The sequence below is a fragment of the Streptomyces sp. NPDC044106 genome, assembly GCF_056433985.1.
In genome coordinates this window covers 183,277-195,984 of record NZ_JBWKFZ010000003.1, presented here as the reverse complement: position 1 = coordinate 195,984, position 12,708 = coordinate 183,277, and the positions used below count along the sequence as shown (strand labels likewise).

At 69.8% G+C, this 12,708-nt stretch carries 10 protein-coding genes; 7 read left to right on the top strand and 3 right to left on the bottom strand.

Annotation, left to right across the window (positions count from 1 at the left end; all coding sequences use genetic code 11):
• Positions 1-21 precede the first annotated feature (21 nt).
• The 4 genes from AC07DI_RS06045 (at position 22) to AC07DI_RS06030 (ending at position 6,752) form a co-directional block, all read left to right on the top strand.
• Positions 22-1,836 carry an ABC-F family ATP-binding cassette domain-containing protein gene (locus tag AC07DI_RS06045; RefSeq protein ID WP_478902485.1) on the top strand — a complete coding sequence of 605 codons (1,815 nt, stop codon included), beginning with the start codon at positions 22-24 and terminating at the stop codon, positions 1,834-1,836.
• A gap of 156 nt (positions 1,837-1,992) precedes the next feature.
• Complete coding sequence (locus AC07DI_RS06040) at positions 1,993-3,786, top strand: outer membrane protein assembly factor BamB family protein (RefSeq protein ID WP_478902484.1); 1,794 nt, start codon at positions 1,993-1,995, stop codon at positions 3,784-3,786.
• A gap of 64 nt (positions 3,787-3,850) precedes the next feature.
• A complete protein-coding gene (locus AC07DI_RS06035) occupies positions 3,851-5,719 on the top strand; it encodes an outer membrane protein assembly factor BamB family protein (RefSeq protein ID WP_478902482.1) in 1,869 nt (622 codons plus the stop codon).
• A 307-nt stretch (positions 5,720-6,026) separates the two neighbouring features.
• Positions 6,027-6,752 (top strand): response regulator transcription factor, encoded by a 726-nt coding sequence (locus AC07DI_RS06030; protein WP_478902481.1) that lies wholly within the window; start codon positions 6,027-6,029, stop codon positions 6,750-6,752.
• Positions 6,753-6,785: 33 nt separating this feature from the next.
• Here the strand turns inward: AC07DI_RS06030 and AC07DI_RS06025 are convergent, their stop codons facing one another.
• Together AC07DI_RS06025 and AC07DI_RS06020 are read right to left on the bottom strand one after the other, a co-directional pair.
• Positions 6,786-7,067, bottom strand: a complete 282-nt coding sequence (locus tag AC07DI_RS06025) for a hypothetical protein (RefSeq protein ID WP_384255408.1) — start codon at positions 7,065-7,067, stop codon at positions 6,786-6,788.
• Between the two features lie 22 nt (positions 7,068-7,089).
• A complete protein-coding gene (locus tag AC07DI_RS06020; RefSeq protein WP_478902480.1) occupies positions 7,090-8,775 on the bottom strand; it encodes a sodium:solute symporter family protein in 1,686 nt (561 codons plus the stop codon).
• A 213-nt stretch (positions 8,776-8,988) separates the two neighbouring features.
• On the opposite strand from AC07DI_RS06020, the gene galT reads away from it, so the two are divergent.
• The 3 genes from galT to galK are packed head-to-tail and all read left to right on the top strand — an operon-like array spanning position 8,989 to position 12,178.
• Complete coding sequence (gene galT / locus AC07DI_RS06015; protein WP_478902478.1) at positions 8,989-10,050, top strand: galactose-1-phosphate uridylyltransferase; 1,062 nt, start codon at positions 8,989-8,991, stop codon at positions 10,048-10,050.
• Entirely contained in the window at positions 10,047-11,000 is a 954-nt protein-coding gene (galE, locus tag AC07DI_RS06010; RefSeq protein ID WP_384255415.1) for a UDP-glucose 4-epimerase GalE, read from the top strand. The genes galT and galE overlap by 4 nt, the downstream gene beginning before the upstream one ends.
• 23 nt (positions 11,001-11,023) lie before the next feature.
• Positions 11,024-12,178 (top strand): galactokinase, encoded by a 1,155-nt coding sequence (galK, locus tag AC07DI_RS06005; RefSeq protein WP_478902476.1) that lies wholly within the window; start codon positions 11,024-11,026, stop codon positions 12,176-12,178.
• A gap of 49 nt (positions 12,179-12,227) precedes the next feature.
• Here galK and AC07DI_RS06000 read toward each other — a convergent pair whose 3' ends face one another.
• Positions 12,228-12,683, bottom strand: a complete 456-nt coding sequence (locus AC07DI_RS06000; protein ID WP_478902848.1) for a GNAT family N-acetyltransferase — start codon at positions 12,681-12,683, stop codon at positions 12,228-12,230.
• Positions 12,684-12,708: the final 25 nt, after the last annotated feature.

Genomic DNA, 12,708 nt, shown 5'->3' with positions numbered 1-12,708 from the left:
ATCCCCCCTGTCAGGAGAGAAATGGCCGTCAATCTGGTCAATGTCGAGGCAGTCAGCAAGGTGTACGGCACCCGTGCCCTGCTCGACGGCGTCTCACTCGGCGTGTCCGAGGGGGACAGGATCGGCGTCGTGGGGCGCAACGGCGACGGGAAGACCACCCTGATCCGGATGCTCGCCAAGTTGGAGGATGCCGACACCGGCCGCGTCACGCACAGCGGCGGGCTGCGCCTCGGCGTGCTGACGCAGCACGACTCGCTCGACCCGGCCGCCACCGTCAGGCACGAGGTCATCGGGGACCTCGCCGACCACGAGTGGGCGGGCAGCGCCAAGATCAGGGACGTGCTCACCGGGCTGTTCGGCGGGCTCGACCTGCCGGGGTTCCCGCAGGGGCTCGACACCGTCATCGGCCCGCTCTCCGGCGGCGAGCGGCGCCGCATCGCGCTGGCCAAGCTGCTCATCGCCGAGCAGGACCTGATCGTGCTCGACGAGCCGACCAACCACCTCGACGTCGAGGGCATCTCGTGGCTGGCCGAGCACCTGCGGACGCGGCGCTCGGCGCTCGTCTGCGTGACGCACGACCGGTGGTTCCTCGACCAGGTGTGCACGCGCATGTGGGACGTCCAGAGCGGCTCCGTCTTCGAGTACGAGGGCGGGTACTCCGACTACGTCTTCGCGCGCGCGGAGCGTGAGCGCATCGCCGCCACCGAGGAGACCAAGCGCAAGAACCTGATGCGCAAGGAGCTGGCCTGGCTGCGGCGCGGCGCCCCGGCGCGTACCAGCAAGCCGAAGTTCCGTATCGAGGCCGCCAACGAGCTGATCGCGGACGTGCCGCCGCCGCGGGACACCAGCGAGCTGATGAAGTTCGCGACGACGCGGCTCGGCAAGACCGTCTTCGACCTGGAGGACGTGTCCGTCCAGGCCGGGCCCAAGCTGCTGCTCAAGCATCTGACCTGGCAGCTCGGTCCGGGCGACCGCGTCGGTCTGGTCGGGGTGAACGGCGCGGGCAAGACCTCGCTGCTGCGCGCCATGGCCGACGCGGCCCGCAGCGACGGCGACGTGCAGCCCGCGGAGGGCAGGATCGCCGTCGGCAGGACGGTGAAGCTGGCCTACCTCTCGCAGGAGGTCGCCGAACTGAAGCCGACGCTGCGGGTCCTCGAGGCCGTGCAGCAGGTGCGCGAGCGGGTCGACCTCGGCAAGGGCCGGGAGATGACCGCGGGCCAGCTCTGCGAGACGTTCGGGTTCGGCAAGGAGAAGCAGTGGACGCCGGTCGGGGACCTCTCCGGTGGTGAGCGGCGCAGGCTGCAACTGCTCAGGCTGCTCATGGACGAGCCCAACGTCCTCTTCCTCGACGAGCCGACCAACGACCTCGACATCGAGACGCTGACGCAGCTGGAGGACGTCCTCGACGGGTGGCCCGGCTCCATGGTCGTGATCTCCCACGACCGGTTCTTCGTCGAGCGGACGACGGACAAGGTGTTCGCGCTCCTCGGCGACGCCACCATGCGGATGCTGCCGCGCGGCATCGACGAGTACCTGGAGCGCAGGCGGCGGATGGCGGAGACCGCCTCCCCGGGACCGGCGAGGACCGCGCCCGCGCAGGACGCCGCGCCGTCGGCCGTCTCCGCCGCGGACGCGCGCGCGGCCAAGAAGGAACTGCAGAAGATCGAGCGGCAGCTGGACAAGATCTCCGAGAAGGAGACCAAACTCCACGCCCAAATCGCCGATAACGCCACCGACTTCGGAAAGGTGGCCAAACTGGACGGCGAGCTCCGTGAACTGATCGGTGAGCGCGAGGAGTTGGAGATGCGCTGGCTGGAGCTCGCGGAGGACGCGTAGAGCTCCCGTGGAGGACGCATAACGGCCGGATTACGGCTATGTCTGCCCTTGGGGACAGCGACAGGGCCGGGCCCGTGTGGTAGAGCGCCAGGGTGATAGAAAGGCTGGCCTCAGCACCATTTGGCGTGCCGAAAGTCAGTGAAGGGGGAAGCGCTGATGACTCAGCCGCCCAACCAGCCGCCGCCCGGCGGCTTCGGAGCTCCACAGGATCCACGGCAGGATCCACGGCAGGGCGGCGGGGCGCCCCAGCCGGGTTACGGATACCCGCAGCAGCAGCAGCAGCCGCAGCCGCAGCCCGGCCAAGCGGGCCCCTACGGGCAGCCCGGACCGTACGGTCAGGCCGGCCCCTACGGGCAGCCGCAGCAGCCGCAGACACAGCCGCCGCAGCCGGGCCCCTACAACCAGCCGACCCAGCCCGGCCCCTACGGGAGCCAGCCGCAGTACGGGTACGCGCAGGCGCCCACGCAGCCGCAGTTCCCCGCGGGCCCCGGCGCGCCCGGCACCCCGCCAGGTACTCCGCCCGGCGGCGGCAGGAAGCGCAAGAAGCTCGTGATGATCGTCGCCGCGGCCGTTGCCGCGCTGCTCGTCGCGGGCGGTGTCACGTACGCCGTCGTCGGCGGTGACGACGGGGACGGGAAGAAGTCCGAGGCGAAGAAGAAGGACCCGGGGCCTACCGCGACCGTCCCGGCCAACCCCGGCAACGGCAGCGGCGACGGCCACGAGGGCAAGGAAGACCTCAACGCGGGCCGCCAGGCCGGCGAGGCGAAGGTCCTCTGGTACAAGGAGGCGCCGAAGGTCCCCGGTTCCGGCGGCGACGCCCCCGGCATGTGGATCGACGGCGACATCGTGGTCAAGGCCGCGTACAAGCAGCTCCTGGCGTACAACGTGAAGACCGGCAGGATCGCCTGGGACGCCATCACGTTCCCGGAGAAGATCTGCGGCGCCACCGACACGGCCACCGTCGACGGCAAGATCGTGGTGGCGTACAAGGAGGGCTCCAAGAGCGGCGACGAGTGCAACCAGCTCCAGGTCGTCGATCTGAAGACGGGCGACAAGGGCTGGGGCAAGCCGGTCAAGAAGGAAGGTCTCTTCGACTCCGCGCTCCAGAGCAGTCTGGTCCTCGTCGGCGACGTGCTGATGGTCGGCCGCGAGCAGTCCGGCACGGCGCTGCGGATGAGCGACGGCAAGAAGCTCTACGTCGCGGGCAAGAAGGACGAGGGCACCTGCTTCCCCAACGGCTTCGCCGGTGGCAAGCAGCTCATCATGGCCCTGTCCTGCGGCGCGAGCACGCCGAACGAGCACGACGAGCTGCAGCAGCTCGACCCGAAGACCGGCAAGGCCCTGTGGACGAAGAAGTTCCCCAAGGGCTGGCGCGTCAGCAAGGTCTACTCGGTGAGTCCCACGGTCGTGTACCTCAGCAATGAGGACAAGAAGAAGTGGAACATCACGGTGCTGAAGGAGAGCAGCGACAAGACGCGCTCCGAGGTCGTCTCCGACGACAACTTCGCGCCGCAGTGCGGTGACTCCTTCCTCAGCGGCTCGCTGGGCGACTGCCTGGGCGCGACGGTCGACGACAAGTACCTCTACCTGCCGACCGACAAGCAGAGCGGCGCCAACGAGATCGTCGCGACCAGCCTCGCCACCGGCAAGGAGGCCTGGCGCACCAAGTCGCCGCTGGACGCGAAGATGATCCCGCTGAAGGCCGAGAACGGTGCGCTGATCGCGTACGTCGCGCCGCCGTACGACGCGGGCGGCCGGGTCGTCTCCATCGCGACGTCCGGTTCGCACGAGCCCGAGACCCTTCTGCGGCACCCGAAGGGCACGTCGAAGATCGAGAGCGGCTTCTACGCGAAGGACGTCGACTACGTGGACGGGCGCTTCTACATCTCCACCACCAACATCATGAGCAGTGCCGGCCAGTCGAAGCTGATGCTCGCCTACGGCAAGTGACCTGCTCCACCGCTCAGTCACCACCTTCTCGACCGCTCCCGTCCCCAAGGAATAGACGACTGTCATGACCCAGCCGCCCCAGCCGCCGCAGCAGCCGCCGAACCAGCCCCCGCAGGGCGGCTTCGGCGCCCCGCAGGACCCTCCGCCCGGAGGCTTCGGCAAGGCCCCCGACCCCTCGTACGGCTACCCGCAGGCCCCGCCGCAGCAGCCGTCGGCCCCGCAGCCGCCCCCGCCCCCGCAGACCCCGCCCCCCGCGGCCCCGCCGGCGCCCCCCGCGGCCCAGCCCAACTACGGCTACCCGCAGGCTCCCCCGCCCCCGCAGGCCCCGCAGCCCCCGCAGAGCTACGGCTACCCGACGCAGCCCGCCCAGCCGCAGTACCAGCAGGGCTACCAGCAGCCGTACCAGCAGGGCTACCAGCAGCCCCCCACCATGCCGATGCAGCCGCAGCCCGCGGGCGGGCCCGACGGCGGTCCCGGTGGCGGCAAGAAGATCAGCCGCCAGATGACGATCATCGGTGCGGCGGTCGTCGCGATCGCGCTGATCGTCGGCGGCGGCGTCTACTACGCCTCGACGAAGGGCGACGACAAGAACACGTCGCAGGCCTCCGGCGAGAAGGGCAAGGGCAAGAAGGGCGGGGACGGCAAGGGCGGTGACTCCCTGCCCGGCCAGGGCCCCGCCAAGGAGAAGGCTCCGGCCGACCCCGCGGCCAAGGTCGTCATGCAGCTGCCCCAGCCGAAGATCCCCAAGGACCAGATCTGGAACACCACGGGCTCGGTGCTGACCGACGACGTCTACGCCAAGGCGGGTGTCAACGAGCTGAACGGCTACGACCCGGACACCGGCAAGAAGAAGTGGACGGTCCCGCTCTCCGGCATGACCTGCGCGATGGCGCCCGAGGTCACCGAGGACGGCATCGCCGCGGTCGTCACCGAAGAGGCCAAGCGGAACAAGAAGGGCGACTACGAGCAGTGCAGCAACGTCTCTGCGATCGACCTCAAGTCCGGTAAGAAGCTCTGGACCGAGAGCACCGAGACCAACGGCGTGAAGGCGACGTTCAAGGAAGTCACCATCTCCGGCACCACGATCGCCGCCGGGGCGGGCACCTCGAGCGGCGGCGCCGCCTGGGACATCAAGGGCAAGTCCCTGTGGAAGCCCAAGATCGGCAAGTGCAGGGACGTCGGCTACGCCGGCGGGGATCAGCTGGTCGCGGTCCGCAAGTGCGGTACGTACGGTGACGAGACGCTGAAGGTCCAGCTCCTGGACCCCAAGACCGGCGACGAGAAGTGGACGTACCCGATCGCGCCGGGCGTCGACAACGCCAAGATCATCTCGACCAACCCGGTCGTCTTCGGCCAGGACACCACCGGCATCACCTCCTCCGGCGCGACCGACGTCTTCTCGCTCGGCAGCAACGGCAAGCTGCGCGCGAAGATCTCGCTGGAGGACGGCAAGTACGACCACGACTGCGGCGTCAACATGGTCCACGCCTGCACGTCGATCGCGGTCGGCAACGACCGGCTGTACGTCCCGACCCGCCCGCACGACGGCAGCGGTGAGAGCTACAACCGGACCAACGAGATCGTGTCGTTCTCGCTTGCCACCGGGAAGTCGACCAGCGACCGCGCGGTCGCGGGCGAGAACGGGGAGATCGTGCCCGTCCGCATGGACGGCGGCAACGTCATCGCGTACAAGGCGCACAGCTACAAGCAGGGCGCCCAGATCGTGTCACTGGACGGCAAGACGATGAAGGAGACCAAGCTCCTGGAGACCCCGGGCTCCGAGGCGGTCACCGACGCGATCAGCGGCATGGTCCCGCAGTCCAACGAACTCCTCTACTCCGGCGGGCACTTGTTCCTGGGCAAGAAGCTCCTGAGCAAGCCCTACTCGGCGGACGAGAAGGAGTACGTGGCGATCGGCTTCGTCGCGAAGTAGGGAAGTGGAGAAGTAGCGCGGCACGCGCCGCGTGCACCGCACGGCGGCGGCCGCCCCCTCGCACCATCAGGGGGCGGCCGCCGCCGTTCGTGTACCCCTCCGTACTCCCCGACGCCCCCGGAGGGCAGGGATTCAGGCATTCAGGGCCGCTTCTGGCCGGTAGGGGCGCGTAACGTCGAACAAGCGTGTAGCTTCCGGGGGATGGAGGGTCGGGGGGCCTTCGGTCCGCCGGGAGCGGGAGAGCGGGGCGATCGGTGGATCTGGGGAACAGCCGGGGAAGTGGGGGGTTGCTGTGGGTGTGCGGCTCATGGTGGTCGACGATCATCGACTGCTCGCCGAGGCCCTCGCCTCGGCGCTGAAACTGCGCGGGCACCGGGTGCTCGCCGCCGCCGCGCCCGCCGCGGGAGCGGCGGAACTGGTCATCAGCAGGGCCCCGGAGGTCTGCCTCCTGGGCACGGCGACGCCCGCCGAACCGGGCATGTTCGACCCCGTAGTGAAGATCAAGCGGGAGCGCCCGCAGGTGGCGGTGGTGGTGCTCGGGCCGGTGCCGAACCCGCGCGGGATCGCCGCTGCCTTCGCCTCCGGCGCCTCCGGGTACGTACGCCATGACGAGCGCATCGAAGGAGTGGAGCGCGCCATCATGAAGGCGCGCGCGGGGGAGGCCGCCGTCGCGCCGCAGCTGCTCCAGAGCGCCTTCAGCGAGCTGCTCAATCCGGCCGCGCAGCCCGACGACGAGGGGCAGCGCCTGCTGCAGATGCTGACGCCCCGCGAGGTCGAGGTGCTGATGCGGGTCGCGGACGGCGAGGACACCCGGCTGATCGCCGCGGGCATGGGGATAGCTCCCAGCACGGCGCGTACGCATGTGCAGCGGGTCCTGATGAAGCTGGGCGTCGGCTCGCGTCTTGAGGCCGCCGCGCTCGCCGCGCGCACCGGCCTGTTGGAGCGTGCCGAGCGTCCCGCCTCGGCGTACGCGGACAACGGCGGCGCGCCCGGCGGGCCGCACACGGCGACGGGGCCCGAGCCACCGCGGTGAGCCCGGGCCCCGGCCGGGAGGGCGGGCGAGGGGTTACCCGTCCTCCGGCTCCTCGGGGGTGACCACCATCGGGCGCAGCCAGAGCCAGCCGAGGAAGAAGAGCCCGAGGGCGAGCATGGCGAGGCCCGTCCACAGGTTGATGTTGATGTCCTCCGCCTTCTTCAGGTCGGCGTCGGACGCGGTGATCCCGGCGATCGTCACGATGACGCCGTAGACGACGAACAGGCCGCCGATGATGCGCCTGATGTCGAAGAGACGGGCGGCCGTCGCCGACTTACGCTCCAGGTCGGAGACTTCTTTGTGCAGGTCAGACATGGTCTTCGGGCCTCCGATCGGGCTAGAACGAGTACGGCACGTAGCAGGCCGCTGCGAGTACGACGGCGCCCCAGCCGAGCAGCGCCGGCTTGCGGTACCACGCGTTGTCGCCCGCCTCGGCGCCGTCGTCCGCCAGGCCCGGTGAGACCGTTCCGTAGACGAGTCCCGCCAGTTCGGCTTCGGGCTTGGGCGCGGTGAAGAGGGTGACGGCGACCATCACGACGGCTCCGGCGGCGAAGCCGACCATCGCCGAGACGAAGTTGGCGCCCTGGTCGGACGGGATGTCGATGATGCCCTGCTTGTAGATCCAGAAGTAGTTGACCATCGCGGCGGTGGTGCCGGCGACGAGTCCCCAGACGCCGGATTTCATCGAGGCCCGCTTCCAGAACATGCCGATGATGAAGACGACGAACATCGGGACGTTGAAGAAGGAGAACAGCGTCTGGAGGTAGCTCATGATGTTCGAGAACGACGAGGCGATGAAGGCCGTGCCGATCGAGGCGAGCACGCCGAGGGCGGTGATGAGCCTGCCGAACTTCAGGTAGTAGCCGTCCTCGCGGCCCTTGACCACGTACTTCGACCAGATGTCGTACGTGAACACGGTGTTGAAGGAGGAGACGTTCGCGGCCATGCCCGCCATGAACGCGGCGAGCAGACCGGTGACCGCGATGCCGAGCACGCCGTTGGGCAGCAACTCCTGCATCAGGTACGGGATCGCGTCGTTGTACGTCAGGTCCGATCCGGCCGTGCCGATCTTCGGGACGAGGACGGCGGCGACCAGCCCCGGGATCATCACCGCGAAGACGATGAAGATCTTCGGGAAGGCGGCGATCAGCGGGGTGCGCTGGGCGGCGGAGAGGTTCTTCGCGGACAGGGCGCGCTGCACCTCGGCGAAGTTGGTCGTCCAGTAGCCGAAGGAGAGCACGAAGCCCAGGCCGAGGATGATGGTCAGCCAGTTGGCGCCGAGCGGGTTGGCGTCACCGATGCCGGTGCCGCCCCAGGCCGTCATGAAGTTGTCGCCGTGCTGCTTCTCGATCGAACCGGACAGGCCGTCCCAGCCGCCGACCTTCTTGAGTCCGATGACGCAGATGGGGATCAGCGCCGCCAGGATCACGAAGAACTGCAGGACCTCGTTGTAGATGGCGGAGGAGAGGCCGCCGATGGTGATGTACGCGAGGACGAAGAGGCCCGCGACGACGATGGCGACCCACTGCGGCCAGCCGAGCAGCGCCTCGACGACGATCGACAGGGCGTAGAGGTTCACGCCCGCGATGAGTATCGCGGCGAAGGCGAAGAGCGCCGAGCTGAGCAGGTGCGCCGACCTGTCGAAGCGCTGGAGCAGGAACTCGGGGACGGAGCGGACCTTGCTGCGGTAGTAGAAGGGCATCATGACCAGGCCGAGGAAGACCATGGCGGGGATGGCGCCGATCCAGTACCAGTGGACGACCGCGACGCCGTACTGCGCGCCGGTCGCGGCCATGCCGAGGATCTCGGTGGCACCCAGGTTCGCTGCGACGAAGGCGAGACCGGTGACCCAGGCGGGCAGGGAGCGGCCCGAGAGGAAGAAGTCGAGGCTGGTCTTCACGGAGCGCCGGGCGGCGAAGCCGATGCCGAGGACGACGGCGAAGTAGATCGCCAGGATCGCGTAGTCGAGGCCGTTGGTGGGCAGCCGAAGCCCCTCGGCCAGGGTTTGTGTCGGGGACTGCATGTGAACTCGCTTCGTTGCGCGAACGGATCAGACCGGAACCTACGCCCCTTGCTTCAATAACTGAACAGTTCTGTTGGTGTTCTTTGTTTGATTGTGATCGAGCCGACTGGCCGAACCATTCGCCGCCCGTCCATCCCACGGGCATTGACTGAACTGTTGAGTTGTGATTTGTTATGTTCGGTTCTGTTGGGTGGGTGATGAGGAGCCCCGGACGTGAAGAAGACCTCGACCCGTCTCGCCGACGGTCGTGAGCTCGTCTACTACGACGTGCGCGACGACGCCGTGCGCGACGCCGTCGACCGGCGCCCGCTCGGGCCCGTCTCGACCACATCGGAGATCCGCAGGGACCCCCTCCTCGGCGACTCCGTCGCCATCGCCTCGCACCGCCAGGGCCGCACCTACCACCCGCCGGCCGACGAGTGCCCCCTGTGCCCCTCGGCCGGGGACCGGCTCAGCGAGATCCCCGACTCCACGTACGACGTCGTGGTCTTCGAGAACCGCTTCCCCTCCCTCGCGGGCGACGCGGGACGCTGCGAGGTCGTCTGCTTCACCTCCGACCACGCCGCCTCCTTCGCCGACCTCGCCCCCGAGCAGGCCGGACTCGTCCTGGAGGCCTGGACCGACCGCACCGCCGAGCTCTCCCACCACCCCGGCGTGGAGCAGGTGTTCTGCTTCGAGAACCGCGGCGCCGAGATCGGCGTGACCCTCGGCCACCCGCACGGGCAGATCTACGCCTACCCCTTCGTCACCCCGCGCACCGACCTGATGCTGCGCTCCCTCGCCGCGCACAAGGAGGCGACCGGCGGGCGCAACCTCTTCGACGACGTCCTGGCCGGCGAACGGGCCGGGGAGCGGGTCGTCCTGGAGGGCGAGCACTGGGTGGCCTTCGTGCCGTACGCCGCGCACTGGCCCTACGAGGTGCACCTCTACCCCAAACGCCGGGTGCCCGACCTGCTCGGGCTCGACGAGGCGGCGCGCGCGGAGTTCCCGCACCTCTACCTGGAACTCCTGCGGCGCTTCGACCGGATCTTCGGCGAGGGCGAGCCGCCGACCCCCTACATCGCGGCCTGGCACCAGGCGCCGTTCGGGACGCTGGAGGGATATGACGGGATTCATCGGGACGACGTCGCCCTGCACCTCGAACTTTTCACGATTCGCCGCACTTCGGGCAAGCTGAAGTTCCTCGCGGGTTCCGAATCCGGCATGAGCGTGTTCATCAACGACGTGCCGCCGGAAGCCGCGGCCCAGCGACTGCGAGAGGTAGCGAGTTCATGAGCGGTAAGTACCTGGTCACCGGTGGTGCGGGCTACGTCGGAAGTGTGGTGGCCCAGCATCTGATCGAGGCCGGGCACGAGGTGACCGTCCTCGACAACCTCTCCACCGGGTTCCGCGAGGGGGTCCCCGCGGGCGCCGCGTTCATCGAGGGCGACATCCGCGACGCCGCCAAGTGGCTGGACGCCTCCTACGACGCCGTACTGCACTTCGCCGCCTTCTCGCAGGTCGGCGAGTCCGTCGTGAAGCCCGAGAAGTACTGGGACAACAACGTCGGCGGCACCATGGCGCTGCTCGCCGCCATGCGCGACGCCGACGTGCGCAGGCTGGTCTTCTCCTCCACCGCCGCGACGTACGGCGAGCCCGTGAACACCCCCATCACGGAGAGCGACCCGACCGCCCCCACCTCCCCGTACGGCGCCTCCAAGCTCGCCGTCGACCACATGATCACCGGCGAGGCCGCCGCGCACGGCCTGGCCGCCGTCTCGCTGCGCTACTTCAACGTCGCGGGCGCGTACGGCGACTGCGGCGAGCGCCACGACCCCGAGTCGCACCTCATCCCGCTCGTCCTCCAGGTCGCCCAGGGCAGGCGCGAGGCGATCAGCGTCTTCGGCGACGACTACCCGACCCCGGACGGCACCTGCGTCCGCGACTACATCCACGTCGCGGACCTCGCCGAGGCGCACCTCCTCGCGGTCACCGCCGCCACCCCCGGCGAGCACCTCATCTGCAACCTCGGCAACGGCAACGGCTTCTCCGTGCGCGAGGTCATCGAGACCGTCCGCCAGGTCACCGGGCACCCGATCCCCGAGGTCATGGCCCCGCGCCGCGGCGGCGACCCGGCGGTCCTCGTCGCCTCCGCCGCCACCGCGCGCGAGAAGCTCGGCTGGCAGCCGTCCCGCGCGGACCTCGCGGGCATCGTCGCCGACGCGTGGGCGTTCGCCCAGCGCTGACCGGGATCAACAAGGGGTAACTGATGGACGTAGCGGGGAAGTTCGCCGAGCTGTACGGGTACGCGGCGGACGGGGTCTGGTCGGCGCCCGGCCGGGTCAACCTCATCGGCGAGTACACGGACTTCAACGAGGGCTTCGTGCTGCCGCTCGCGCTGCCGCACACCGCGGTGGCGGCCGTGGCCCGCCGCACCGACGGCGTCCTGCGGCTCCACTCCGCCGACATCGACGCCCCCGTCGCCGAACTGCGCGTCGACGCGCTGCGGCCCCTGTCGAAGTACGGGCAGGGCGGCTGGGCCGCCTACCCGGCGGGTGTGGTGTGGGCGCTGCGGGAGGCGGGCCACCCGGTCTCCGGCGGCGCCGACATCCACCTCGCGTCGACCGTGCCGACCGGAGCGGGCCTCTCCTCGTCCGCCGCCCTGGAGGTCGTCACGGCGCTCGCCCTCAACGACCTGTACGAACTCGGCCTCACCCGGCCCCAGTTGGCGGTCCTCGCCCAGCGCGCCGAGAACGCCTTCGTCGGCGTGCCCTGCGGCGTCATGGACCAGATGGCCTCCGCGTGCGCCACCGAGGGCCACGCCCTGCACCTGGACTGCCGTGACCTGGCGATACAGCAGGTCCCCTTCGACCTCGACGCGCACGGCCTGCGGCTCCTCGTCGTCGACACCAGGGTCGAGCACGAGCTGGGCGACGGTGCGTACGCGGAACGGCGGGCCGGCTGCGAGGAGGGCGCCCGCATCCTGGGCGTCCCGCACCTGCGCGACGTGGAGTACGGCCAACTCCCCGCGGTGCTTGCGAAGTTGACGGACGACAGAATCCGTCGCTACGTACGCCACATCGTCTGCGACAACCACCGCGTCGAGCGGGTCATCGGCCTCCTCGACGCCGGTGACGTCCGCGCCTGCGGCCCCGTCCTCACCGAGGGCCACGCCTCGCTCCGCGACGACCTGCGCATCTCCTGCCCGGAGTTGGACCTGGTGGTGAGCTCCGCCGACGCGGCGGGCGCGCTCGGTGCCCGGATGACCGGCGGCGGCTTCGGCGGCTCCGCGCTCGTCCTGGTGGAGTCGGCTGACGAGGAGGCGGTGACCAAGTCGGTCCTCGACGCCTTCGCGGCGGCGGGCTTCACCGCGCCACGCGTCTTCCCGGCAGCGGCGTCGCAGGGAGCGCGCCGGGAGGCGTGAACCCCCGGGAGGCGTGAACCCCCGGGAGGCGTGAACCCGCGGGGCCCGGTCAGCCGAGCCGCTTGGTGAGCGTGAACTCCTTGACCCCCTCGGGGTAGTCGGGGATCACGCTCACCAGCTCGTACCCCTGGTTCCGGTAGAAGCCCGGCGCCTGGAAGTCCCAGGTCTCCACACGGGAGTTGAGGCAGCCGCGCTCCTCGCGTGCCATCCGCTCCGCCTCGGCGAGGAGCCGCGAGCCGAGGCCCGCGCCGCGGTGGCGGTCGTCCACCCAGAGGTGGTTCACGTGCAGCCAGCGGGCCCAGGTGTGCGCGGCGAGCCCCGCCGCGAGCCCGCCCGACGCGTCCAACGCCCACAGCGCCAGCGGTACTTCCTGGTCCTCGCGGGTGCCGCGCAGGGCGCGGAGCTCCGGGGACGCCGCCGTGTTCGTCTCGCTCAGCCGCTCGCGCAGCAGACCAAGTCGCTCTTTGTCGACTCCCGTCTCAATACGAAACATATGGCTCACCATAAACGCGCTGGCCAACCAGTTCTGC